Source organism: Nitrosopumilus sp., assembly GCA_029862745.1.
In the GTDB taxonomy this organism is placed as follows: Archaea; Thermoproteota; Nitrososphaeria; order Nitrososphaerales; family Nitrosopumilaceae; genus Nitrosopumilus.
Window position 1 is genome coordinate 216,004 of record JAOTWS010000002.1, and the last position, 23,409, is coordinate 239,412.

The 23,409-nt window shown below is 32.2% G+C and carries 30 protein-coding genes and 3 tRNA genes; 17 read left to right on the forward strand and 16 right to left on the reverse strand.

The features are described from left to right. Positions 1–20: 20 nt before the first annotated feature. Genes OEM44_03110 through OEM44_03120 form a run of 3 tightly spaced genes read right to left on the reverse strand, consistent with a single transcriptional unit; the run spans position 21 to position 2,991 of the window. The gene (locus OEM44_03110; protein MDH3515788.1) at positions 21–920 is read right to left on the reverse strand and encodes a methionyl-tRNA formyltransferase; all 900 of its coding nucleotides are present in this window, start codon (positions 918–920) and stop codon (positions 21–23) included. A 5-nt stretch (positions 921–925) separates the two neighbouring features. Beyond that, positions 926–1,864 (reverse strand): GDP-mannose 4,6-dehydratase, encoded by a 939-nt coding sequence (locus OEM44_03115; GenBank protein MDH3515789.1) that lies wholly within the window; start codon positions 1,862–1,864, stop codon positions 926–928. Positions 1,865–1,905: 41 nt separating this feature from the next. Then, on the reverse strand, positions 1,906–2,991 hold the full coding sequence (locus OEM44_03120; GenBank protein MDH3515790.1) for a DegT/DnrJ/EryC1/StrS aminotransferase family protein: 1,086 nt from the start codon (positions 2,989–2,991) through the stop codon (positions 1,906–1,908). Positions 2,992–3,073: 82 nt separating this feature from the next. On the opposite strand from OEM44_03120, the gene OEM44_03125 reads away from it, so the two are divergent. The 3 genes from OEM44_03125 (at position 3,074) to OEM44_03135 (ending at position 5,674) form a co-directional block, all read left to right on the forward strand. Next, positions 3,074–3,883, forward strand: coding sequence for a GDP-mannose dehydrogenase (locus OEM44_03125; GenBank protein ID MDH3515791.1), 810 nt, complete (start codon positions 3,074–3,076; stop codon positions 3,881–3,883). Between the two features lie 215 nt (positions 3,884–4,098). After that, positions 4,099–5,166, forward strand: a complete 1,068-nt coding sequence (gene mtnA / locus OEM44_03130) for an S-methyl-5-thioribose-1-phosphate isomerase (GenBank protein MDH3515792.1) — start codon at positions 4,099–4,101, stop codon at positions 5,164–5,166. A 292-nt stretch (positions 5,167–5,458) separates the two neighbouring features. Beyond that, positions 5,459–5,674 (forward strand): hypothetical protein, encoded by a 216-nt coding sequence (locus tag OEM44_03135; GenBank protein ID MDH3515793.1) that lies wholly within the window; start codon positions 5,459–5,461, stop codon positions 5,672–5,674. 266 nt (positions 5,675–5,940) lie between these two features. Here the strand turns inward: OEM44_03135 and OEM44_03140 are convergent. Next, positions 5,941–6,015: transfer RNA gene (locus OEM44_03140), tRNA-Pro, on the reverse strand. Positions 6,016–6,229: 214 nt separating this feature from the next. Here OEM44_03140 and OEM44_03145 point away from each other — a divergent pair. Together OEM44_03145 and OEM44_03150 are read left to right on the forward strand one after the other, a co-directional pair. After that, a complete protein-coding gene (locus tag OEM44_03145; protein MDH3515794.1) occupies positions 6,230–6,328 on the forward strand; it encodes a DUF1059 domain-containing protein in 99 nt (32 codons plus the stop codon). A gap of 276 nt (positions 6,329–6,604) precedes the next feature. Beyond that, positions 6,605–7,243, forward strand: a complete 639-nt coding sequence (locus OEM44_03150) for a PqqD family peptide modification chaperone (GenBank protein ID MDH3515795.1) — start codon at positions 6,605–6,607, stop codon at positions 7,241–7,243. Between the two features lie 2 nt (positions 7,244–7,245). Here the strand turns inward: OEM44_03150 and OEM44_03155 are convergent, their stop codons facing one another. Further along, positions 7,246–7,893 carry an SDR family oxidoreductase gene (locus OEM44_03155; protein ID MDH3515796.1) on the reverse strand — a complete coding sequence of 216 codons (648 nt, stop codon included), beginning with the start codon at positions 7,891–7,893 and terminating at the stop codon, positions 7,246–7,248. 253 nt (positions 7,894–8,146) lie between these two features. Between OEM44_03155 and OEM44_03160 the strand changes: the two genes are divergently transcribed. Next, on the forward strand, positions 8,147–9,757 hold the full coding sequence (locus OEM44_03160) for an ATP-binding protein (GenBank protein MDH3515797.1): 1,611 nt from the start codon (positions 8,147–8,149) through the stop codon (positions 9,755–9,757). Positions 9,758–9,908: 151 nt separating this feature from the next. On the opposite strand, the gene OEM44_03165 is transcribed toward OEM44_03160, so the two are convergent. Continuing rightward, entirely contained in the window at positions 9,909–10,148 is a 240-nt protein-coding gene (locus OEM44_03165) for a hypothetical protein (protein ID MDH3515798.1), read from the reverse strand. Between the two features lie 110 nt (positions 10,149–10,258). Between OEM44_03165 and OEM44_03170 the strand changes: the two genes are divergently transcribed. After that, a complete protein-coding gene (locus tag OEM44_03170; protein ID MDH3515799.1) occupies positions 10,259–10,852 on the forward strand; it encodes a hypothetical protein in 594 nt (197 codons plus the stop codon). Here OEM44_03170 and OEM44_03175 read toward each other — a convergent pair. Continuing rightward, entirely contained in the window at positions 10,816–11,307 is a 492-nt protein-coding gene (locus OEM44_03175; protein MDH3515800.1) for a hypothetical protein, read from the reverse strand. The two genes, OEM44_03170 and OEM44_03175, sit on opposite strands and share 37 nt — an antisense overlap. Positions 11,308–11,347: 40 nt before the next feature. Then, positions 11,348–11,422 (reverse strand) — tRNA-Arg (locus OEM44_03180). A gap of 44 nt (positions 11,423–11,466) precedes the next feature. Between OEM44_03180 and OEM44_03185 the strand changes: the two genes are divergently transcribed. Beyond that, entirely contained in the window at positions 11,467–12,639 is a 1,173-nt protein-coding gene (locus OEM44_03185) for an aminotransferase class I/II-fold pyridoxal phosphate-dependent enzyme (GenBank protein MDH3515801.1), read from the forward strand. Here OEM44_03185 and OEM44_03190 read toward each other — a convergent pair. From OEM44_03190 to npdG, 3 genes are read right to left on the reverse strand one after another with little or no spacing between them, the layout of a single operon-like run. Further along, positions 12,636–13,034, reverse strand: a complete 399-nt coding sequence (locus OEM44_03190; GenBank protein ID MDH3515802.1) for a pyridoxamine 5'-phosphate oxidase family protein — start codon at positions 13,032–13,034, stop codon at positions 12,636–12,638. The genes OEM44_03185 and OEM44_03190 overlap by 4 nt on opposite strands. Next, on the reverse strand, positions 13,021–13,251 hold the full coding sequence (locus tag OEM44_03195) for a hypothetical protein (protein MDH3515803.1): 231 nt from the start codon (positions 13,249–13,251) through the stop codon (positions 13,021–13,023). The genes OEM44_03190 and OEM44_03195 overlap by 14 nt, the downstream gene beginning before the upstream one ends. Positions 13,252–13,269: 18 nt before the next feature. Next, positions 13,270–13,941: an NADPH-dependent F420 reductase gene (gene npdG / locus OEM44_03200; protein ID MDH3515804.1), complete on the reverse strand. Its 672-nt coding sequence runs from the start codon at positions 13,939–13,941 to the stop codon at positions 13,270–13,272. Between the two features lie 50 nt (positions 13,942–13,991). On the opposite strand from npdG, the gene OEM44_03205 reads away from it, so the two are divergent. The 6 genes from OEM44_03205 to OEM44_03230 are packed head-to-tail and all read left to right on the forward strand — an operon-like array spanning position 13,992 to position 18,361. After that, positions 13,992–14,615: a histidine phosphatase family protein gene (locus OEM44_03205; GenBank protein ID MDH3515805.1), complete on the forward strand. Its 624-nt coding sequence runs from the start codon at positions 13,992–13,994 to the stop codon at positions 14,613–14,615. A gap of 56 nt (positions 14,616–14,671) precedes the next feature. Next, entirely contained in the window at positions 14,672–14,932 is a 261-nt protein-coding gene (locus tag OEM44_03210; GenBank protein ID MDH3515806.1) for a heme transporter CcmC, read from the forward strand. A 2-nt stretch (positions 14,933–14,934) separates the two neighbouring features. Beyond that, positions 14,935–15,366: a hypothetical protein gene (locus OEM44_03215; GenBank protein MDH3515807.1), complete on the forward strand. Its 432-nt coding sequence runs from the start codon at positions 14,935–14,937 to the stop codon at positions 15,364–15,366. 37 nt (positions 15,367–15,403) lie between these two features. After that, positions 15,404–16,930, forward strand: a complete 1,527-nt coding sequence (locus OEM44_03220; protein ID MDH3515808.1) for a cbb3-type cytochrome c oxidase subunit I — start codon at positions 15,404–15,406, stop codon at positions 16,928–16,930. Positions 16,931–16,942: 12 nt separating this feature from the next. Further along, positions 16,943–17,905, forward strand: coding sequence for a plastocyanin/azurin family copper-binding protein (locus OEM44_03225; protein MDH3515809.1), 963 nt, complete (start codon positions 16,943–16,945; stop codon positions 17,903–17,905). A 12-nt stretch (positions 17,906–17,917) separates the two neighbouring features. Next, positions 17,918–18,361: a COX15/CtaA family protein gene (locus OEM44_03230; protein MDH3515810.1), complete on the forward strand. Its 444-nt coding sequence runs from the start codon at positions 17,918–17,920 to the stop codon at positions 18,359–18,361. On the opposite strand, the gene OEM44_03235 is transcribed toward OEM44_03230, so the two are convergent. Beyond that, complete coding sequence (locus OEM44_03235) at positions 18,351–18,875, reverse strand: hypothetical protein (protein ID MDH3515811.1); 525 nt, start codon at positions 18,873–18,875, stop codon at positions 18,351–18,353. The genes OEM44_03230 and OEM44_03235 overlap by 11 nt on opposite strands. A gap of 97 nt (positions 18,876–18,972) precedes the next feature. On the opposite strand from OEM44_03235, the gene OEM44_03240 reads away from it, so the two are divergent. Further along, entirely contained in the window at positions 18,973–19,575 is a 603-nt protein-coding gene (locus tag OEM44_03240; protein ID MDH3515812.1) for an SRPBCC family protein, read from the forward strand. A 59-nt stretch (positions 19,576–19,634) separates the two neighbouring features. Beyond that, positions 19,635–19,708, forward strand: a tRNA-Lys gene (locus tag OEM44_03245). 97 nt (positions 19,709–19,805) lie between these two features. Here OEM44_03245 and OEM44_03250 read toward each other — a convergent pair. From OEM44_03250 to OEM44_03260, 3 genes are read right to left on the reverse strand one after another with little or no spacing between them, the layout of a single operon-like run. Then, a complete protein-coding gene (locus OEM44_03250) occupies positions 19,806–20,360 on the reverse strand; it encodes a class I SAM-dependent methyltransferase (protein MDH3515813.1) in 555 nt (184 codons plus the stop codon). 37 nt (positions 20,361–20,397) lie between these two features. Continuing rightward, on the reverse strand, positions 20,398–20,619 hold the full coding sequence (locus OEM44_03255; GenBank protein MDH3515814.1) for a hypothetical protein: 222 nt from the start codon (positions 20,617–20,619) through the stop codon (positions 20,398–20,400). Beyond that, the gene (locus OEM44_03260; GenBank protein ID MDH3515815.1) at positions 20,601–21,515 is read right to left on the reverse strand and encodes a branched-chain amino acid transaminase; all 915 of its coding nucleotides are present in this window, start codon (positions 21,513–21,515) and stop codon (positions 20,601–20,603) included. The genes OEM44_03255 and OEM44_03260 overlap by 19 nt, the downstream gene beginning before the upstream one ends. A 97-nt stretch (positions 21,516–21,612) precedes the next feature. Here OEM44_03260 and OEM44_03265 point away from each other — a divergent pair, with 97 nt between their 5' ends. Beyond that, entirely contained in the window at positions 21,613–21,816 is a 204-nt protein-coding gene (locus tag OEM44_03265; GenBank protein ID MDH3515816.1) for a hypothetical protein, read from the forward strand. A 149-nt stretch (positions 21,817–21,965) separates the two neighbouring features. Here OEM44_03265 and OEM44_03270 read toward each other — a convergent pair whose 3' ends face one another. Beyond that, complete coding sequence (locus OEM44_03270; protein ID MDH3515817.1) at positions 21,966–23,381, reverse strand: aspartate kinase; 1,416 nt, start codon at positions 23,379–23,381, stop codon at positions 21,966–21,968. Positions 23,382–23,409 lie beyond the last annotated feature (28 nt).

Here is a 23,409-nt window from a genome sequence, read left to right on the forward strand (position 1 = left end):
TAAAATATATTTTGCTTTTTCTAACTCAATCTCATTGAATACGAATTTAAAATTATATTTGCATCAATTTCCTTTTCATTTTCAAAATTTACTTTTAATATGCGTAGTAATCCATTACCTGTAATGATATTTACACTACCATCATCAAAAATCTGTGCAATTTGTCCTGGAACCCCAAAATATTTGTGATTACTTTTATCTAGTTTAGATTTTTTTATGTATAATTTCTTTGATTTCAGAAATGTAAATGCAGGATAGGTTGGTTCTAATCCCCGAATTAAATTGAATATGTCTCTACTATTTTTACCCCAATTTATGACTCCATCATCAGGAATTCTTTTACAGCCATAAGTTCCATTTTCTGGTTGTTTTATAAGAATGGGGTTTTCATCTAATACCTTGAATAAATTTTCTTTAATCAATTCAACAGCAAATTGAGAAATTTTATTTTTTAAATCAACAATGGTGTGTTCATCATTAATTTCAATTTCTTTTTGCGCAATAATGTCTCCATTATCTACCTGTTTATTCATTAAAAACATCGTAATTCCAGTTTTTTGTTCTCCGTTAATTATGGCCCAATTAAGAGGAGCAAATCCTCTTAAATTTGGAAGTAATGATGCATGTAATCCAATTATTCCCTTTTTTGGAATTTCTAAAATATCTTCTGAAAAAAGTTTTCTGTATCCAACAACCATTATTGCCTTTGGATTGATCTCTTTTATTTTTTCTACAGTTAAATTTTCTGAAAAAAATAATGGAATTTGTTCTTTTTGCGCAATAATATCTACTGATTTTTCCCATTTCTCATGTTTTTCAGGCTTGAAAGTAAAAATAGCATCAACATCAATTTTCATTTGAATGATTTGCTGAAGACAATCATATCCTATCTCTTGACTACCTATGAAGACAATACCCATATCTTTTAGAAATCTTGTCTCCAAATAATGTATTTGGATATTCCTTCTTCTAATTTCACAATTGGTTTATACCCTAAAATTTTTCTGCTATGTGTAATGTCAGCACAATGTCGTTTTACATCCCCTTTTCTATCTTTAACAAATTTTAATTCTATTTTATTTTCATTGCCTGTAATCTCTTGATATTTTTTTACTACTATTTTTGCAATTTTCTTAATTGATTCTTCTTTACCCTGTCCAATATTGAGCGTATCTCCTATCGCATTTTTAGTTTGATCAGATAGCATTATTCCATTTGCAGTATCATCAACATATGTAAAATCACGTGTTTGATTTCCTGTACCATGAATAATTGGAAATTTCTTTTCTAAAATTCTTTCATAAAATTTTGGTATAGCTGCAGAATATGTATCACTTCTCATATATTCTCCATAACTATTGAAAGGACGAACTATAACCATCTTTAACCCATCTGATTTTTCAAATCCCCTTACATATAGTTCGGATGCAGCTTTTGAACCTGCGTAAATTGTTGTTGGAAGTAATGGATGATCTTCTTTCATAGGTATTTTCATTGCACTTCCATATACTTCACTGGATGAAATATGGATCATTTTACATTTTAGTTCAGTACAAGCTTTTGCAACAAGATAAGTTCCGTAATCATTTACTTTTACAACTTCTTCAGGTTTATCAAACGACATTGTAAGTGGTTTAACAGCTAAATGAAATACAACATCCATTTTTCTAGAGGCTGTTTTAAATTTATCATAATTTAGTATGCTTCCTTTGATAACTTTGATATCTTTTGGAACATTAGATTTTCCACTGGCATTTGAAAAATCATCATAAATTGAAACATTATAATTATTTTCATAAAGTTTTTTTGCTAGTGTCGAACCAATAAATCCTAAACCACCAGTAACTAATGCTCTTCGCTTCATAGCTTTGCTTTTTTACTTATATTAAAATTCTTTTTCATTCATTAAATATTTTTTAATGTTTTTGATATAATATTACAAATTATCTCTTGATCATCTTGTGTAATTTCTTCATGTAATGGGAGAGATATAGTGTTTTTATATAAAAACTCTGAATTTTTTAAACTAGAATGTTTTGAACATTTTTGAAATACTGGAAGACAATGAAGCGCATAAGTACCAATTTGTGATTCGATATTATTTTTAGCTAATTTTTGAATAACTCTATCACGTAAATTTGGTTTTGTAATTACACAAACAAATGTCTGAAATGTATGCCTAGAATTTTTAGTTTGTTTCTGAATTTGTATACCATCTATTTTTTTAAATAATTCCGAATAGATCTTTGCCATTTTCTGTCTATTTTTAATTATTCTCTCAATCTTTCTTAATTGTTCTAAGCCTATTGCACTTTGAATATCTGACATTTTGTAATTTGTCCCAACACTGGTAAATTCATTATCTTTTTTTCCAAATGATTTGAAACTTTTAATCTTATTAGCCAATCTTCTGTCATCTGTTGTAATCATACCTCCTTCACCTGTTGTAATTATTTTTCTTGGGTGAAAACTAAAACAACTAACATTAGCCAATGAACCAACAAATTTTGAACCTAATTTTGAACCTAAACTGGTTGCAGCATCCTCTACCACAATCATTTTTTTCTTTAATTTATAAAATTCGTTTTCTAAAGGATTACCAAAAATTGATACAGGTGAAATTATTTCAATATTATCAAAATTCTTTTGTTCTACTATATCTCTTGTTATATTCATTGTTTCAATATCTACATCTACTAAAATTGGTTTCCCGCCGGCCAATATTATTGCGTTTACTGTAGCCGGAAATGTAAAATCTGAAACTAATACCCTCTTCCCTTTAATATTGAGACATTCAAAAACTGCATGTAATGATGTTGTTGCAGATGTTGTTGCTATGGCAAATTTTGTTTTGACATAATTTGATATGCCAATTTCAAATTTCTTTGTGACATTACCTTCAGTTAAAAATTTTGATTTAAACACTTGTTTGACGGATCTAATTTCATTATTATCTAAAGATGGTCTCATAAGATAGATTTTTTTCTTCATACAGTTCTTATTTTTTTATGCTAATAAACCAGTTTTTTTTGTTACACAAAACTAATTAATTAATAAAAATTGTCCTTTTTTATTGAAAACCATTGATATTGTATCTGGTTTGGGAGAAATTGGCACTCCTATTTTGAAACTATTTTCAAAATCTAACATTGTTTTAGGTTATGACATCAATCCAAAATTAATGAATTTGAAGAAATTTGAAAAATATAAAAATTCAAATGTAAAATTTTTACACATATGCATTCCATTCAATGACAAATTCTTAAAGAATGTATTATCACTTTATAAAAAATTCAAACCACAAATTATTGTTATTCATAGTACTGTGGCTCCTTATACTACCAAATCATTACAAAAAAAAATCCCAATCCCTGTTATCTATAGTGCAACTAGAGGTGTTCATAAAAGAATGTTACAAGATCTAAAAAAATATACTAAATTTTATGCCTTAGAAAAAATAACTTCAAATCAAAAATGGGCATCTTCTGAATACACAAAACTTTTGAAAAAATCTAATATCAAATCAAAGAAAATGTCAGAACCAATTACATTAGAATTAGCAAAAATTGTTGTGGATACAACTTATTATGGTTGGTTGATAAATTATGCTCAGCTAAGTAATATTATTGCTAAAAAACATGGAGTGGATTATGATGAAATGTGGGAATTTTCTGATGAAATTCATAAATTTATAGGTAATAGACCAAAGATGTTTCCAGGATTTATTGGTGGTCATTGCGTGATTCCTAATTTATCATTAATAGACGAGGAATCGTTTTGGCAAATTGATAAAATCAATAACATCTATGCTAAAAAAGTAAAAAATGCAAAATCCATTGCAAAAAAATATGTTAAGGGAAGACAATCATACAATTCAAAATAGCGTCAAAAATCATAGATTTTTGGTTTTAACTATACATTAAGGATTATTGCACAATTTCTAGCCATTTTTTTTAAGCCACATACATTATTTGACTGTCAATTTATTATAATGTTTACGAATTAATCAGGTATTTTAAAAAAATGCAATGAGGAATAGTATTTGGAGAAAATTTCTTTAGGTTGATTTTAAATATAGTTCTAAAATTTTTATTTTAAATGGAAAATATTGATATCCAAACCCATTCTTCATTAAGGACAGTAGAGTGGAAAGATAATAAAGTTGTAATGATTGATCAAACCAAATTACCTAATAAACTTCTTTTTGTAGAATATGATGATTTTAATCAGGTAGCTGATGCCATCAAAACTCTTGTAGTTAGAGGTGCACCTGCAATTGGAGTATCTGGTGCTTTTGGATTGGCATTGGCAGTATTACAAAGTAAAGCAACTGTTAAAGATCAATTATTATCCGATTTAGAATCTGCTAGAAAAATCCTCTTTGCAACTAGACCAACAGCGGTAAACTTAGGTTGGGGATTAGAGAAAATTATGCGTGTTGCAAAATCTGGAAATTCAGTTGAACAGATTAAAGAATTAGTTATTTCTGAAGCAAAAAAAATGGCCGAGGAAGATATTGAAATAAACAAAGCAATGGGGAAGAATGGTTCTGTTCTTTTTGATAATAATGATACCATAATGACACACTGTAATGCTGGTGCGCTTGCTACTGTTGCATATGGAACTGCATTAGGTGTAATTAGAGCAACTAGAGAGAGTGGTAAAAATGTAAAAGTAATAGCAACTGAAACAAGACCAATACAACAGGGTTCGAGACTAACCGTTTTTGAGCTGAAACATGATGGATTTGACGTTAGCCTAATTCCAGATACTGCTGTAGGATATTCTATGGCAAATGGTTTAGTACACAAAGTTGTAGTTGGTGCTGATAGAATTGTTAAAACTGGTCATATTTTTAACAAAATTGGAACTTATCAGGTAGCAACTATGGCAAAACAACACGGAATTCCATTTTATGTTGCAGCACCATTATCTACAATTGATTTGGAAACTAAAGCAGAAGATGTCATCATTGAGATGCGTAAGGGTAGTGAAGTTACAGGAATTGGTGACAAAAAAACGGCACCTGATGATATCAATGTGATTAATCCTGCTTTTGATATGACTCCTCCTGAACTAATTTCAGGAATTATAACAGAAAAAGGAGTGGTTAAAGCTCCTTATGAGGAATCTATACCAAAATTATTTCAATCTGACAATTCATAATTTCATTACTTCTCTCAACTTTTGTTTAAGATTTAACAATCTATATTAGAATCAAACCTTGAAAAACAAATCCAAGACTATCTTGATTCAGTTTAGATAATATCTAGTAGCAAAACCTAAATTAATATCTGTAGATCTTACGTTGATCATCTTGTAAGTGGAGTAAGAAAAGATGAACTAGAAATCTAAATCTTAATTCTAAATTTTTTATAATCCTCATTAGTATTATGAAGTATTATGTATTATAACGTAACCTTACTTTTTATTATCCAATTTTATTTAGAAGAATGGATTGAAGATTATAATAAAAAATGGTGAATCGACCATATTGTATCATGATTCTAGTGATGTATCTGTCCTTCCAAAAAGTAAACTAGTAAGAACATTTAATGATGATGGCTCTTTGATTGAAGAGTTTAAACTTCTTGACAAAAAAATTGCTTTGAATGATGATTTTGATAACGATCAAACTGAAATTGTCGTAACTTTGAATGTTGAAAGAAAGTAATGAAATCATCTAATTTTCATCAGTGATTCCATTTCGTATGAGTTTGCAAAAATGTTAAAATAAGTTTTAAATTCTAGTCACATCAGTTAATATCCAAATTATTGGATTTAAAAAAATGTTGTACAAAATTAAAAAAAATTATTGAAATTTTAATATTTATCAATTTGTATAATCACTATCACGATTATTAATGAATAAAGGAAACATTAATCATCATTTCTTGATGTACATGTAAATCGTTAGAATATTTTAGGATTATTTTGAACTGGGGACGATGGGATTTGAACCCATGATCTCCAGCACCCGAGGCTGGCAGTATACCCAAGCTAACCTACGTCCCCATTAAATTAAATTGAAAACATAATTTAATTTCATAAATCCCATCAAGACCGTGACCCAATCCACAAATAGTCAAAATAGAATAATTTTGATGTTTATTTTTCTACACGAATAAATATTTCCTAAACATATGATAACCATGGCAAAAAGTCTTAGTTGTGCAGATGCTGGTGCTGATTGTGGATGGTCCATAACTGCAGTACTGAAGAAGATTTAATGGCTAAAGCCACAGAACATGTCAAAGAATCTCATAAAGAATTAAAAATTACACCTGAACTTACTAAAAAAATTAAGTCTCTCATAAAAGATGTATAGGTGAAATTCTTTCCTCTATTTTTTCTTTAAACTAGGCATAAATCATTATTTTGAATCCAAACTTTGTTGTGCTACATAGGTTGGATTCAAACTATGTTTGTTGGAGATTTAAATTAAATTTCAAAATCTTCATCTAGTTTATAAGAAATTTAGTAAATTGATCAATTTGTAGCATGAAATCAATTGTAAATATCTGATTATTTGATACAAATCAGATGGTTAATTCAAGCTAATTAATAGAAAGTTTTTATTGTTTTTCAAACTGTAGCATACAATATGACTGTTGTTTCTGCACAAGCAATTGAAGATTCCTTAAAGCAATGCATGGATCCTGAAGTTCCTTTAAACATTGTAGAAATGGGATTAATCTATGGTATAAATGTTGAAGAAAACAATGATGTTAATATTAAAATGACAATGACTACTCAAGGCTGTCCACTTCATGAAACTTTGGTACAAGATGCAACGAGATATGCTAAAAAGGTTCCAGGAGTAAACAATGTCAAAATAGACATTGTATGGGAACCTGCATGGTCAATGGATAAAATGACTGAGGAAGGAAAAATGAAATTAAAAAATATGAGTGTTGCTATGAATACTCCTGCGCCAATTAATTATGAAACCGCATTTCCTCAGGGTGTTGGGAAATTAGTACAACAAGAAGATGGTTCTATGGTTTTGGCAAATGAACATGAACAAGGGTTTATGGTAAATCAAGCAATAGTAGATTTTTGGAAATCATGTAATGGACAACGCAAAGTTACAGAACTAGTAGAAGTCTTTGCACAACAAACAGGTCTTAAAAGAAATCAAGTAGAAAAAGAAGTCATGCAGTTATTACAACAATTACGTGATGGTGGATTAATTGCAATTGCAGGTCAGCCAGACACCCCAAATGTTGAATTTAAAAAATAATTCTAAAAAATATAGTTTGAATTTGCACCATCAAAATTTATTGTGACACCTGATAGATATTTTATTTTATTTTCAATTATGGCTTTGACAAAACTTCCAATCTCCTCAGGACTTCCTAGTCGTTTCATAGGCAAAGATTTTTCGAATTCTTTTACATTTTCTATTAATTCTTGAGTTCTATCTGTATTAATTGGACCTGGAGAAATGTTGATACAACTAATATTTTTTTGAGCATATTCTTTACTTAATACTTTGAAAACTTCACTAAATGCTGCACGATATGCAGCAGATATGATCAATTTTGAATTTGGTTCTTTTATTACATTAGAACTGATCAAGAAAATATATCCATTATCATTAATTTTGATATTCTGTAAAATGGTACAAAATCCTAAGAATAATTGGTTGTGATATAAATTCCAATCCTCTTCTGTAATTGCCAAAAATGGTTTTGGAGAAGGACCACCAGTATTGAGAACAAGAATATCTGTTTGTGTATTTTTTTCCAAAAATTCTCTCACACTTTTCAAATCTGATGTATCTATATCATTCTTAGATGCTGCAAAAACATCAATTTTTATTGATTTGAGAGAATTTGAAATTGCTTTTCCTATTCCCCTCGAACCACCAAGAACAATCGCTTTAGTCATATCCTGTAAATTACCGTGATAATTAAATTTCTTTACTAAAGGAATTACTTCTTATTGAATTGAAAAATTCTCTCAAAATTGATTATTGTTTTATCTTTGAGTAAAAACTAGGATTGGATTAGCTAGCACTAGCACTACTTTTTTTCACCAAATTGTTTGCATTAGCAATCTTGGGAGCTCAAACATTTTTTCATGAAAATATACTGATGATGGAGTCTCTTTACAAGGTATACTTTGTGGATGTGAGATGCCAATGAATTATCCATACGGCCTTACACACAATCCTTATCCTAGCAGTCCTACACCAACTGAAAAGGATGCCCAAATTTTGGGCGGGACTAGACACATACAAGCCAAGGAATCAATATTGGAATGCATAACGGATCTATACAGACAATCATCCAAGCATCAATCCAATGAAAATGACTTTAGACTAATTACAGTAATACAAGATGTCGGATGCGGAAAAACTCACCTTGCTTTGCACATCAAGGGACTAAGAATGAGACAAAATATTGAAAGCGCATACGTAGATCTGGCAACAATTTCACCTAAAACAAAGGAAAGCCTGTATGATGCAATTATCGCAGGATTCAACAAATCTACATTTGATGAACTGAGGGAAAAATTCCTAAAAGACATCTGTGACAAGGCAGACAAGGGTGATCTGCTGGCAAAAAAAGCGCTAGGTTACAGGTTTGTAGACAAACTTATGGGAACTACAATACAGGATAAAACTGATGATATTCTTAACAATAAAAAAACACATTCTAGTGAGAATCTAAAAAAATACTTGGCCTCTAACTACAACGCGCACGAGTCGCTAATAATTCAAAACATTATTGGCAAGATATTTGACCCTATATCAAACTTGGATGAATTTTTAGGACGTCTATCAGCTATTTCCAAATTCAGCCATAATCTTCTTGGTAAAATTACAATTTATACATTTGATGAGCTAGATGCAGATCCAGGCTCTGCTGAAATCGTAAAATCAATAATCAATAGACACTTACCATCCTCTGTTGTGATGCTTATTACAACTCCATCTGAATATTCTAAAATAAAAGAAATTAACGTATCCCTCTTTGACAGACTAGAAAAGGCAAACTATAAGATTAATCTGGCTGGTTCAAATTCAATAGATGAGTTATCTGAAATTGCAATCGAATACATCAAACAAAACAAAAAGAGTGTGAGGTTCACAAAAAAACAGCAAAACGACTTGACCGGTAAAATAAGAGTATTATGTGATGAATTTCCTGATTTCACAAGTGTGCGATCGCTGATCAACATTTTGTATCATGCTATGGAAAAATCTTATCAATTAAACCATGAAGAGATTTCTGAAGAGGCACTTGATGAAACTATTAAGAACGCATTTCCGGGATTAAAGGTACATGACAGCGTTCTGGATGTTCCAATAGGGCAGTTTTTGAAATTGCGACTAGAATCTATTGAAAGTAAAACACAATCAAAGATAAAAGAGGCCATTTCTAACCTTGTCAATTTTGCACATGATACAGGAATGATTACAAAGCCTGAAAATTCAAAACGAATGCTGGATGCAATTTATACCGATAAGTATGGAACAAAGATAGGAATTGCAGTAGCAATGAATAAGGATCATGATAAAAACTCTATCTCCATTCAAAATATTCTAAAAGCGTCTGCTTTCGTAGACAAACTGTTGATACTTACAAATACCAATGTACCAAAAACCCCCCAAGCTACAATCATTAACATTGACAAAGTGAAGATGGTTGACTTGCTTTATTTTAGTAACAGATACTCTGACAACAAAATACTAGAACCAGAAAATGAAAAAATCCATGCTTTAGCCAAGACTATATCAATTATCTAAAATATTCTAGTTTTTACAACTTTTATCAAAGATGAAATTTTACTAATTGAAGAAAAATCAAGACTATATTGAAACATCTTCAATAATTCAATGATGAGTTATAGTGGAATTGAATCAAATTTCAATTTAATTGGAATATTTTTACTACTACTTAGATTTCTTTAATTTCTGTAATTGTTCCTAACACTGAGTCCATTTGGATGATTGCTTTTTTCTCTTCCCATCCAAGTGCAACATACCAATCACCTAAATCGCTATGATATTTTGTCTCTAATGTTTTTATATTTTCTGGCAATACATCATATTTTTTTGCAATCCCAGATACCGCAAGTGTAATCGCATCTTTTTCCTTTTCTAGTCTCCTTTTCATTAATCCTATTCCTGGACTCATGTCATGACTACATCATATCATCTAATATAGTTAATTCATTCAATTACCTATAATATTGAATTTTCCCAATCCCAACATTTGAAATAGCCTATGCATGATGAAATAACAAAATGAATCTAATTCAAAAATTATCTAATTCCACATTAGCTAAATCTAGCACACTTGTTTCACTAGTATCAATTCTAGCAGTTATTGCTCCTGTCATAGTAGTTTCGGCAGGTTTTTGGGATGCCATATCTCATCTTCAAAAAGAGCCTGAATTCTTTTGGAGCCCATCTCATATTGTAGTGTACACTGGTGTCTCTATGACCGGTTGTGCTGCAATCATGGGATCTTTGTTAATATTTAGAAAATCAGTTCATGGCTCTCTTAAAACTGGAATTAATTTTGTTATTATTGGTTCCATTCTCCAAATTGTTTCGGGTTTTGGTGATTCATTATCTCATGATGTATTTGGAATTGATGGATTGATCTCTTGGTCTCATCAACCATTAGAATTTGGACTAGTTCTTGCATCATTAGGAGGAGTATTGATATTAAAAAACAGAGAACATACTAAACTCAAAGCATTTCTTCCTTTTTCAATTATAGCCTTTTTGTTTTTTACCACTTGGCTACTCTTTAACATAATTCTAATTTTTGGACACACCATACAATGTATTCAAATCTATGAAATATTTTCTTCAGGTTGTGCTATATTGTAATTTTTTATTTTTATGTATGATGTTATCATCATTCCAAGAGCTCCTAATAGAAGCATAATTCCTGCTGGCATCATTTTCTGAGAATTTGTATTTCCGAATTCTACTTGTAAATCAATAGAATTTTTTGCAATATTTGTAATTTTTATAGTATATGTACCGTTTTCATTAAAATCAAAATACCCCACAGCCATTTTTGTATTAATTTTTTGTTCCTTAATTACATTATCATCATCATCTAATATCTGAACAAATACATATTCTCCTGCAAATTCAGGCATGTACAACTTGTAATATCCTATATCTGCACCTAGCAATTCTGTTTTTACTTCAATTGAATTTGATTGCTTTAGTAAAATAGAATCATATGCTTTTTCAGTTTCATTAAAAATTAATGATGTCCAAATCATTCCAACAATTACCAACACTAATGAAATCTTGAATGGAGATATCTTCATTTCATTATAATGAATAATTATTTACTTTATAAGATAATCTAGGACTCGGAGGGCTTCGATCCCTCGACCTAGCGGTTCGAAGCCGCTCGCACTATCCAGACTGTGCAACGAGTCCAAACAAGTAAGAATTTAACAGGCCTAAATATCTGTCTAGATGCTTTGAAAGTATCAAAAAAAGTAATTGGTGTTGAATATGCAATTCGAGATATTGTTCTTACTGCAAGAACAGTAGAACAAAAGGGAATGCAGGTTGATTATCTCAACATTGGTGATCCTGTTCAATTTGGTTTTCAACCACCTGAAAATGTAAAACAAGCTTTGATTGATGCAATTAACAAAGGTGAAAATTACTATTCCTCCTCTGAAGGTATTTTGGAATTAAGACAAGAGATTGCTAAAAAAGAAAACGCAAAGGGTCTCTCAATTGGTGCTGATGAAATTCTAATCACTAATGGTGTTTCTGAAGGACTTGATATGGTAATCTCCTCAATTGTAGAAGAAGGAGATGAAATATTATTACCTGGACCCTATTATCCACCATATGCTTCCTATGTTAGATTGCATGGAGGTATTCCTATAGAGTTTGCAGTTGACTTGGATAATTCTACACCTGACATCGAAGATATTAAATCTAAAATCACTCCAAAAACTGTTGCTATTTGTCTAATCAGCCCAAACAATCCTACAGGTGTAGTGTTTAATGAAAAATCTCTCAAAGAACTAGTAAATATTGCAAATCAAAATAATCTATACATCATATGTGATGAAATCTATGATCAAATAATTTTTGATGAAAATTTTGTAGGAATTGGTAAAGTTGCAGGAGATTCACCTGTAATTATTCTAAATGGATTCTCAAAAGTACATCTAATGTCTGGCTGGAGAATTGGATATATTGCATTTAATCAATCGCCACAACTCGAAGCACTACGTGAACACCTTCCAAAACTGGCAAGAGTTAGAATTGCAACTGCTCTTCCAGTACAACATGCCGCCTTGGAATCTCTTCGTGGACCGCAAGGTTACATCAATGATTTTGTCTCTGAAATTAAAAAACATCGAGACTTGGTTGTAAAACGACTCAACGAAATACCTGGTCTTTCTTGCCCTAATCCAAAAGGGGCATTTTATGCATTTCCAAAAATTGAAGACAATAGATTTGGTACTGATAAGGAATTTGTTACAAAATTACTTGAAACAAAAGGTGTTCTAACTGTTCATGGTTCGGGTTTTGGTAAGAAATATGGCAGTGGACATTTTAGATTAGTTTATCTTCCTGATCTAAAAGTTTTAGATTCTGCAATGAACAAAATTGAAGAATTTATGAGTTAGTAATCCCACACTGAAAATTTCTCAGGAATTATCTCTATAATACAGTCAGTATCATCTAGTAACTCTTTTGCAGATTTGTTATCCAACGTATTAAAATATCGTAAAAGAATTTTTTTTGCTAATCTTTTTACTTTGTTGTTTTCTAAAATCAAATCTGCGTTTCCTTGAATCATAACTCCATAAATTTCTGGAGCATTAATTCCTACATCAATACAGCAAGAAACTCGTTTATTTTTCTTGATATTTATTGCCTTTTGTGTTCTAGTATTTGTTCCTATGTGGAATTTTTTTTCACTATATTTGTACCAAACAGGAACAATGTGAGGCATTTTGTTTTTGTCAATTGTGGCTAGCCGCAATATTTTCTGAGACTTTAGAAATTCATTTCTGTTCATGTTTTCTAAATCCTAATGCAATCATAAAAATCCCAAAGATCAACATTGCCATTGAAACTTTTTCATTAGTAATTTCACCATTTATCAAAAATTCTTCAACAAAGTCTATGCCCCATATCAATAATTGTTGGATCATTACTATTCCCCCCATAACACAAAAAAGAACACCCATCGCTGTAAACCAATTTCTACCACGCCTATAATGTTCATAGCTCATGTTAAACGAAAAATAGGTTTAGATAATTTTGATTCCTGGATTTTTTAGCTTGTTTCTTATCATTGCATTGAGAAGTAACGGTGTTGACATTTCTGCAAGGTATGATAATTCTATTGGTCCCAAGTAAATTGCTCTTAATCCCTTGATTTCACCAATCAATCCATTTACTACCTGAACCGATTCATCATCATCTCCGCAAACGAAGATATCGTAATCTAGTTCTAGTGTTGGATTTACTAATTTTTTTTCAGAAATTACATGAAATGCTGAAACTATCTTTGATTTATTTTTCATATGGTTTGATACAAGCTTGTATGAAAATGGTTTATTTTCTTTAATTGAAATACATTCAAATCCCACATCTGTTTTTGTCATTGGAACAATTGGTGAAACTACAACACAACTGTCTTTGACTTCAGATAATATTCCAGAACAAACAGAATCAATATTCTCATATGGGATTGATAAAATTAAAACGTCACTTTCTTTTGCAACTGAAATATTGTCATTTCCAGAAATTGATCCTTTAATTTCTCCAAATGCTTCTTTTGCCATATTGGAATATTCTTTTGCAGACTCAGATGCTCTTACAGCATCTCTAGAGCCAACAATAACATCGTGGTTTTGCGACCATCTTAAAGCAAAACCTTTTCCCATTCCTCCAGTTCCGCCAATTATTCCAATCTTCATAGTATCTATCTGATAATCTTATTATTATCTCTATTTGAATTTTAATCAATTTGGGTCAGATTATTTTCCTTAGACACGGTCAGGCCAAAAATAACACTGAAAGAATCTTAGCTGGAAGAACCGAAGGCATTCCCTTAACTGAGATTGGAATTAAACAAGCAGAGCATACTGCTGAATTACTAGAACACATAAATATCTCTACAATTTATTCCAGTCCAATCCAAAGAGCAAAGCATACTGCAGAAATCGTTGCAGAGCACAATTCACTTAATGTTACAATTGATGAACGACTAATTGAGCTTGATATGGGTAAATTTACTGGCATTCCATATGATGAAATTTTTACTAGTCATGGAAATGTCTTTATGAAATTCTATAATGGCGAATTGGAAATTGCTCATAATGGGGTAGAAACTTTCGCTGAAGTAAAAAAACGAGTTTTAGGAATAGTTGATCATGTAATTGAAAAACATCCTGATGAAAATGTGGTACTTGTTACTCATATGGATCCTATCAAGGCTATGTTATCTACCATAGTTGATCTCTCTCCTACCAACTTGTTTGAATTAGTCATTGCAAATGCATCTCTTAACATTTTTAGAGAAAAAGATAGAAAGTTCTCCCTTTCAGGATTAAATGTGATGCATCCATCTAGATTCGATCAGGGTTATTAACTAGTAATCTTGAAAACCCTTAAATAGAAATTATAGATGACGTCATTCAATCGCTAATGAAAAAGATAGTTGTGTTATTCTTAGTATTGGCAGTTATGGTAATAGTTCCAGTTATAGAATCCGCGTTTGCTGCAGGAGACGAACCTGGTGAATATCTAGATCGTAGGGTGATTATTTGGAACTTGTTTTTTAAAATGATGACTATAGCATTTGTAGTTGGTGCTGTAGTATCAGGTACAATTATTTGGCAATGTTGGAGATTTAGAGAATCACATCCAAAAGCAAAACCTACACCATATGAGGGGACGGACTGGTAAAATTGGGTGGACATTCTAATTGGCCTGAATGGATCTATGTTGGTGTTGTAATTGCGTTAATGGTTTGGGTAGGAGCAGAAGCTTGGGAAGCAGAAAGACTTGTAGAGCATGTTCCTGCAGATGCTGAAATTATCAAAGTTACTGGGCAACAATGGCTTTGGACTTTTGAGCATGAAGATGGTACTAAAGAAAGAGGTGAATTACACGTTGAAGTCGGCAAAGCATACAAGTTTGAGATAGAATCCATAGATGTTAATCATTCTTTTAACATTCATGATTATGTTGTTTTAATGGATGCAATTCCTGGTAGAGTTAATACTGTATGGTTTGCACCAACTGAGGTAGGACAACATGATATCCAATGCAGAGAGTATTGTGGATTAATTCACTATAACATGAGAGGAACATTATACGTGGAGGAACCATCATCTTGATAACGCTTTTATCACAATTATTTGGAGGAATTAACTAATGGTTCTGGAATTACAAAAACCACGTCCAATTTGGCAAATAATGTTTTCAACACATCATACTGATGTAGGTTTACTTTACTTAATCACATCGCTTGCATTCTTGTTCATGGGTGGTGCATTAGCTCTTGCAATTAGAGCAGAGTTGTTCTTACCTGGTGCACAAATAATTACAGATGCAATGACCTTTAACAGAATCTTTACTGTTCATGGTACTACATTGATCTTTTTGTTTATCATACCATTTGCATCAGCAGTTGGTAACTACTATGTTCCAATTATGGTTAGATACAAGGATATGGCATATCCAAAACTTAATGCAATTGCATTTTGGATGATTCCACCGGCTGGTGCACTCATTTGGTTAGGTTTTGCAGACTTTACATGGTATGCAACACCACCGTATTCTATTATCAGTGCTCCAGGACCAGCAGCTGATATGTGGATATTTGGACTAAAGATTTTGGGTATTTCATCAGTACTTGGTGCAATCAACTTTGTTGTTACAATTCTCAAATGTAAGCATCCAGACATGTCAATTGGACAAGTTCCACTTTTGGCATGGTCATTTTTGTCATCATCATTAATTATACTAGTTGCAATCCCAACATTTGCTGCAGCCCTGTTAATGTTACTTACTGACAGACTTGGTGTTAGTGGATTCTTTAATCCTGCAATGGGTGGAGATCCAATTGCATATGCTCACTTGTTCTGGTTCACATTCCATCCAGAGGTTTACGTACTAGTAATCCCTGCAATTGGAATGATGTATGAAATCATTCCAAGGTTTTCAAGAAAGCCAATTTACAGCTACAATTCTGGTGTCTTTGCATTTGTTTTACTATCTATAGTTGGATTCTCATCATGGGCACACCACATGTATGCGACTGGTATGTCATTTACAGAAAAAACAGTCTTCATGGTAGGGACTCTTGCAGCAGTTCCAGCATCTGCAATGCACGTCTTTAATTTTGTAGCAACAATGTGGAATGGTAGAATTAAATTTGCAACGCCAATGATGTGGGCAGTTGGAGGAATTGCATTATTCTTCTCTGCAGGTGCAGGTGGTGTAGCAAATGCTGCTATGCCATTAGACTTTACAACGCATGATACGTACTGGGTAGTTGGTCACTTTCATCTCTTTGTGATGGGTACTATTGCATTTGGTTCAATTGGATTTGTTTACTACATGTTCCCATATGTTACAGGAAGAATGTACAATGAAACAATGGGCAAAGTCCACTTTGTCATGTCATTTATAGGAACTGTTCTGGTGTTCTTTACACAACACGTACTTGGTTTGTATGGAATGCCAAGAAGAATTTTTGATTATCCTCCAATTCCGGAATGGATTGTTATGAACCAGATTGTAACAGTTGGTGCTATGATTATTGGTGTCAGTATGGCAATCTTCTTGGCAAACATGATTTACAGTTCTGGAAAAGGAAAACTTGCAAATCCTGAAGATCCATTTGGTGTAGGTGGCAAGTATTACTATCCATTTGAGGCAAAAAATCCATCACATTAGGAGATAAATAAAATGAGTCACGAGAATAACCAAACAATTTACAGAACAACTCCAGCTAGAACTGGAAAAATGATGATAATTATGTTAGGAATTTGTCTTGTGGGCGGAGTAATATTCTTTTCACTGTGGGACTATTGGATTTCAGAACCTGCACCAGTTGTTGCAATGATGGCAGGTACTGCAGGTACAACAGCACAAGCAGTACAAACTGGAGATACAATTACAAAAGATCTTATATTTATTGAATCATCGGACTTTAGGACTTTGGCGTTTAATGCATTACCAGGTGAACCTGATAACAATCCAACAATTAACATGGAAGTTGGAGACAAAGTAATCTTTAATGTAGATAATGCAGGAAAATCATTTCATGCATTTGGTGTTACAAAGGATGCTGAAGGCTTTGCTGGAATAATTCCTGGTAGTGAAGTAGCATCAATGTCAAACCCATTAAAACCAGGTGAAAGTGGATCTTCTGAATTTATTGCAGGTGAAGAGGGGATTTACTATTATATCTGTACTATTCCCGGTCATAGAGAGCAAGGAATGGTTGGTTCAATTATTGTAGGTGATGTTTCCGTTGAAGAAGTTATGGCAGTACCAGAACCAAAGGTAATGGAAGAAATTACTGAATCCGAAGTGATGGAAGAAGTAATGGTGCCAGATCCTGTAGCATATGATGGAGTAATATCTGTTCCAGATGGTTCTGGAGTTCCAGGATGTGAGCAAACAAGCGAATGTTATATTCCATATCATGTTACAGTTTCAGTAGGTGATGAAGTTACTTGGTCAAATGATGACTCAGCAGCTCATACAGTTACAAGTGGAACACCATCAGGTGGTTCTGATGGCAATTTTGACAGTAGTTTGTTTATGGCAGGTGGTACATTTTCAGTAACATTTGATGAAGCAGGTGAATATCCATACTATTGTATGGTTCATCCTTGGATGATCGGTATCATTACAGTTAGCTAGAAACGAGAAATCTTGGCAATTCAATATCTTGCATTAACAACAATGATTGTACTGTACTCTCTAATGTTTGTTGGAGGATATATTTCAGCCGCTGGACTTGGATTGACTTGTCCTGAATGGCCTCTATGTCCTGATGGGATAATGCCTTCTGAGGAATATCTTATAGAATGGATTCATAGATTTGTAGCAGCTACTACTGCAAGTTTAGTTGCTGCAACAATGATTGCTACCTGGTTAAACAAGAATGCTGATAAAAAGATCAAATTTACAAGTACATTTGCATCTGCCCTAGTAATTACACAAATTACATTAGGCGCACTTGTAATTGATACGAAACTGCATGCAGTCTTAGTTGCAATACATCTTGGATTTGGAATTTTATTATTCGCAATGGTATTACTAACTACAATATTTGCATTTAGACTCTCTAAAATTGCATTAAAATCTAATGTTTAGGTTTTTTGAACATTGTTGGCAAGTAAATGTAAATCATTATTCCCATCAAGACTAAGGCACCTACAATAATTGAACTAAAGAAGATAATTCCAAATGGACTCTGAGTTCCCATATTAAATGTATAAGTGATAATTCCGTCTCTTCCTTCCATGTCATACAGATCAATCTTTACAATATGGTTCCCTTGAGTTCTCCACACATAATCAAAATCCCAATGAGATCCTTCTATTGATGTTGGAGGTATTGTATCTACTTGTTGACCATTGAAGAAAATTCGCATTCCCATTGTAAATCTGTCAACGTCTTTATATTCAAATCCCTTGGTAACTTTTACCAAAAATTGAGATGGTTCTTCAATTTGAGGAAATTCTGGTGCAGTAGCTACTTGGACTCTATACCCTGCCTCAAATGATTCAGCAGAGTTAAACATAGAATGGGCATTAGCATCTATAAATCCTGAGATCGATGATAGTAGTAAAATAAAGAGGAAAAATCCTGATCTCTTTTTAGTCATATAAAATATAATGAAATAGTCATGAATATAATGTAAATCAATTCCCTCTGGAAAATCTTCAAAACCTTTAAATTCTAACTGGCAAGAACTTCATTTGTTGACACTCGTAACAAAATCAATCGATATCAAAACACCTGTAGAGAATGTTTTTACCTACTTTGCAAGACCAGAACATGTTTCTGATCAAATCAAAAATGATACTGTAGGTATGACAGTCGTTCCTATGGACATCAAAGAAGGAATGGGTGTGGGTACAACCTTTAGAATCATAGGTGACTTTAGTGGTAAACGTTTAGAGTGGGATTGTGAGACAACTGAATTTATTAGAAATGAAAAAATCGCTGCAAAGCAGATTGAAGGTCCATTCAAGAGATGGCAAATTACTAACGAATTCAAAGCATTAGGTAATAATCTGACTAGAGTAACCATGTCTGTAGATTATGAAATGCCATTTGGTCCTTTGGGAGCAATTTTGGATAAAGCAAAATTTGCAAAATCTGCTGAGAAAGGAATGGAGACTGCTCTTTACAACGTTAGAGGTTTACTTGAAGGAAATGGATCAATTCCCGTATACATTACCTTAGATGCATACCAAAAACTTCTTGCCGAAAAGAAAAAGATGAATGATGTCCCAGTTTCAACTGCACTTACAGCAATCATTGAAAAGTACAATGAAATTGAAGCTAAAACACAAAACTAAATTTTCATTTATTTTAAAATCTTAAGATTAATAACAACTCTTGGCATAATTGTTTCGGTGGGTCTATGGCGCAGCCAGGTAGCGCACCGGACTCTTAATCCGGTTGTCAAGGGTCCGAATCCCTTTAGACCCGCTGCTTGAATTTTAGAATCTTTTACAACATTATATTCAAATTTACAATTATTTTACCAAAATCTATACGAGTTTCAAAATTACAAATTGAATAGAAATTATATTTTTTTAATTAGGGTGAATCTAGATTTGTCAGGTTCTATTTCCTCATGCATATCCACATTACTCACAATTTTAACTTTATAATCTGACCATTTTTCCACAACATTACGAAATTTATGATTTGCATCAATTTGTTTTTCTGACTCGTTAAACTTTTCGCAATTCATAATGTATCTTCTAGCCACTCTATACATTTCTGAAATTCCTTTTTCTACTGTATCATCATCTAAATAATTTAACAATTGATGTGTAAATACAAAATCTATTGATGAATCTTCAAATGGTAAATCGGTTATAGTTCCTTTCTTAAAATCCACTGTATTTTTCTTTTCTTTTGCTATTGCTAACGCTTTATCATTTAGATCAATTCCATGAATTTCAAATGTATCTGGAAATAATCTTAAATCTATTCCAGTACCACATCCTATCTCTAAAACACTTATACATCGTAAGGATGTGGCTAAATCTCTAGTAAATTTTGCAAATTCTTCATTAAATCTTGCCTCATTTTTATCTGTATATTTGTCCCAAAATTCCTTGTTGTAACTCATATGATTTTTTCAATCAAGCTATATTTGATATTAATTATTAGTGCTTGCATTTGCATAGGACCAATTTGGTATCAAAAGTACAATCATGTGGGCCTTCTGATTTTCCTTGAGTGGGTATCTCTTTCATACAATCATCATGACGACCTTTTCTACAAAACCAGCAAATTTCGTGAGTATCACCTGTTGCACATGAATCCATGCTCTCTATCAATTTTTGTGGGTAAAAAACTTCGTGGAAAATTAAATGAACGTTAACCATGGCAAAAACCTCTTGTCATTACCCATTGCAGCATCTAAAAATGATTTCTGTAGTTCCTTTGTAATTTTTCCAATCTTTGCATCTCCTATAATGACTTTATCAATTTGTGTAACTGATTTTACTTCAGCGGCTGTTCCTGTCATAAATATCTCATCAGCAGAATACAAATCTCCTCTTTCAAGATCTCTTTCTATTATAGAGCCACCATTTTCTTCAATGATTTTAATCACACTATCCCTTGTAATTCCATCTAGTCCTCCTGCTGAAAGTGGTGGTGTTTTAATAATATCGTTCTTCACAACAAAAATATTTTCCGCACTACCTTCAGCGACTTTTCCATGTATGTTTAGCATTATTGCTTCATCGTATCCATTATCAAGTGCTTCTACTCGTGCTAGTGCCGCATTTGCATAGTTTGATGCTGCTTTTGCTTGCATTGGTTGAAATCTTGAATCTATTTTAAGCCAACTTGAAACCTTACATTTTGCCCCAGAAAATTTCCCTGCTTTCCCTTCACCCATAGCCCATTCCCAACATGCAATTGACACATCAACTTTATTTGGAGTTGGTGTGAGACCCATTGTACCAAATCCATAGTATGCTAGTGGTCTAACATAACATTCTTGCAGACCATTCGCTTTTATCGTTTTAATTATTGCGTCTGTGATCTCTTTTTTAGAAAATTGCATTTTCATTGAGTATAATTTTGCTGAATTGAAAAATCTGTCAACATGTTCGGTAAGTCTAAAAATTGCTGAACCATTTGCAGTGTTATAACATCTAATTCCCTCAAAGATTGATGTTGAATAATGTAAGGCATGAGTAAGTACATGGACTTTGGCATTTTTGAATGGAACTAATTTTCCATTCATCCAAATTTTACCCTTTTCTTTCATAGCAAAGCAAAAAAAACTATCTAATTTAAAGAATTATTTTTTAATTACTTTTTACTGCATTTGAAACCTACATATCCCATGAATGACAAGTTTTGTTATGGAATGGATTTTGGGATTTGGTGGAATTATCTTTCTTGTTATAGGCTTGATTGGTCAGGCAATTGAAATGAGAAAAATTCGTATGACTAACAAAGATGAGGATTTAGGTTCAGTAAATATTTTCATAAACAAGAAGAATTTCAAGTGGTATGTAATACTTGGTATTGGAATTATTCTATGGTTTATAGCTGAGCGTATATAAAATGATCTATATAGATCATCTCTAAATACTAGAAATTGTAACGTATAATGTAGCGTGTTTTGGGTAACGCCGAACTAAATCTAGATAATGGTTCAAGAACAAACCCATGTTGGTGTTTACAGGTGAAAACCCGTAACACCATTATTTCGCTAAATAAAATTAATATCTGAAATTTCTTGATGAATTGCCTTAATGGCTTTTCTAATGTTATCATCTGCATCTTCTATGACAATAATTATTCTTGATGTTTCTTCTTGTGCATCCATATTCAAAATATTTAACCCTGTTTCACCAATCTTTGCACTAGTTCTTGATGCAACTTGCTGAACTCGCCACATCTCATCACCAATTAATGTGATTACTCCTCTATTGTATGTAATCGTAGCAAGCGGATCAAATCCCAATAAATATTTTTCATTTCTTTTAACATACTCTTCATCTAAGAATAATATCCTGGAAAATTCTATTCCATCTTTTGTAAATGGTGATAAAATTACAAATTCACTATATCGTTTGTCTTTTTCCAATGACGTTAACAGCTTTTGAATTGAATTTGTCTCAATTCTAAAAATTGCACAATTTTCTTTACCTGCAACAATTTTTATTGGATGTCCTTTCTGTTTCTCCAATTCTCTTTTTATTGTAGTTGTTTTCACTGGATTTTTCATATTTGTAATAGTAATAGGTATGTCTACACCATTTTCAACAATTTCTTTTATTGAAATTGGATCTAAAATTTTCATTCCAAACATTCCTGCAAGTCTTGCTTCGTTGTATGATAATTGGATTATTTCTCTTAATCCAGATTCCACAATTTTTGGATCTGCAGAAACTACAGCACTGTCTTTTTCAAAATCTACACTTGTTTGGTATTTCTTATGAAATAGTATCCCTAGATCTACCGCAGTTCTATCTGATCCACCACGCTCATATGTAGTGGTAACACCATCTACTGTTTTTCCAATAAATCCACCAATTGTAACCACTTCATTTTTTTCAACCAATTCTTTTATTTTATCCATTTTTTCTCTAGATTCTGCTGCAAGAAAATTTGTAAATTCAATATTATCATCAGTAATTATAGGCCAATCTTCAAATTTTACAGCATCAGACTTTATTCTATTGCTTCTTAGAATATGGTTCATTACATGTGACATTAGGATCTCGCCAGAGAATGCCAATGCTGTTGAGCGTATCTCATCTGCAAATTCTTTTCTCTCAAATGCATCATCTAGGGCTTTTTGTGCCTTTTCTAAATGAGTTTTAATTGCATTCTCGCAGTTTTCTTTATTTTCAAAATTTACCAGTTCAAGAATTTTTTGATATGTTAATTTTACAGTATTCAATGTTGGTCTTATTCCATTTTTTGCATTTTCCCCTTGCTCTAAAATAATGTCAGTAAGTGAACGTTTCTCCTCATTGTGGACTGTTAATGGAGCTGAAAAAACAGTAATCACTTTGGAATCTTTTTTTAAATCATATACGCGTTTAACAATTTCTGGAATGAATATGCCATTTGGGCCTATTGCACTCCCCCCAAATTTAGCAACTACTAGTCTAGTCATAGTATTTTATCAAAACCTAATTACCTTC

Bases quoted from the DNA above. Each gene is read 5' to 3' on its own strand.
- OEM44_03110 (MDH3515788.1), bottom strand. From the start codon at position 920: ATGGGTATTGTCTTCATAGGTAGTCAAGAGATAGGATATGATTGTCTT.
- OEM44_03115 (MDH3515789.1), bottom strand. From the start codon at position 1,864: ATGAAGCGAAGAGCATTAGTTACTGGTGGTTTAGGATTTATTGGTTCG.
- OEM44_03120 (MDH3515790.1), bottom strand. From the start codon at position 2,991: ATGAAGAAAAAAATCTATCTTATGAGACCATCTTTAGATAATAATGAA.
- mtnA (MDH3515792.1), top strand. From the start codon at position 4,099: ATGGAAAATATTGATATCCAAACCCATTCTTCATTAAGGACAGTAGAG.
- OEM44_03145 (MDH3515794.1), top strand. From the start codon at position 6,230: ATGGCTAAAGCCACAGAACATGTCAAAGAATCTCATAAAGAATTAAAA.
- OEM44_03150 (MDH3515795.1), top strand. From the start codon at position 6,605: ATGACTGTTGTTTCTGCACAAGCAATTGAAGATTCCTTAAAGCAATGC.
- OEM44_03155 (MDH3515796.1), bottom strand. From the start codon at position 7,893: ATGACTAAAGCGATTGTTCTTGGTGGTTCGAGGGGAATAGGAAAAGCA.
- OEM44_03160 (MDH3515797.1), top strand. From the start codon at position 8,147: ATGAATTATCCATACGGCCTTACACACAATCCTTATCCTAGCAGTCCT.
- OEM44_03165 (MDH3515798.1), bottom strand. From the start codon at position 10,148: ATGAGTCCAGGAATAGGATTAATGAAAAGGAGACTAGAAAAGGAAAAA.
- OEM44_03170 (MDH3515799.1), top strand. From the start codon at position 10,259: ATGAATCTAATTCAAAAATTATCTAATTCCACATTAGCTAAATCTAGC.
- OEM44_03175 (MDH3515800.1), bottom strand. From the start codon at position 11,307: ATGAAGATATCTCCATTCAAGATTTCATTAGTGTTGGTAATTGTTGGA.
- OEM44_03190 (MDH3515802.1), bottom strand. From the start codon at position 13,034: ATGAACAGAAATGAATTTCTAAAGTCTCAGAAAATATTGCGGCTAGCC.
- OEM44_03195 (MDH3515803.1), bottom strand. From the start codon at position 13,251: ATGAGCTATGAACATTATAGGCGTGGTAGAAATTGGTTTACAGCGATG.
- npdG (MDH3515804.1), bottom strand. From the start codon at position 13,941: ATGAAGATTGGAATAATTGGCGGAACTGGAGGAATGGGAAAAGGTTTT.
- OEM44_03210 (MDH3515806.1), top strand. From the start codon at position 14,672: ATGAAAAAGATAGTTGTGTTATTCTTAGTATTGGCAGTTATGGTAATA.
- OEM44_03220 (MDH3515808.1), top strand. From the start codon at position 15,404: ATGGTTCTGGAATTACAAAAACCACGTCCAATTTGGCAAATAATGTTT.
- OEM44_03225 (MDH3515809.1), top strand. From the start codon at position 16,943: ATGAGTCACGAGAATAACCAAACAATTTACAGAACAACTCCAGCTAGA.
- OEM44_03235 (MDH3515811.1), bottom strand. From the start codon at position 18,875: ATGACTAAAAAGAGATCAGGATTTTTCCTCTTTATTTTACTACTATCA.
- OEM44_03250 (MDH3515813.1), bottom strand. From the start codon at position 20,360: ATGAGTTACAACAAGGAATTTTGGGACAAATATACAGATAAAAATGAG.
- OEM44_03255 (MDH3515814.1), bottom strand. From the start codon at position 20,619: ATGGTTAACGTTCATTTAATTTTCCACGAAGTTTTTTACCCACAAAAA.
- OEM44_03260 (MDH3515815.1), bottom strand. From the start codon at position 21,515: ATGAAAGAAAAGGGTAAAATTTGGATGAATGGAAAATTAGTTCCATTC.
- OEM44_03265 (MDH3515816.1), top strand. From the start codon at position 21,613: ATGGAATGGATTTTGGGATTTGGTGGAATTATCTTTCTTGTTATAGGC.
- OEM44_03270 (MDH3515817.1), bottom strand. From the start codon at position 23,381: ATGACTAGACTAGTAGTTGCTAAATTTGGGGGGAGTGCAATAGGCCCA.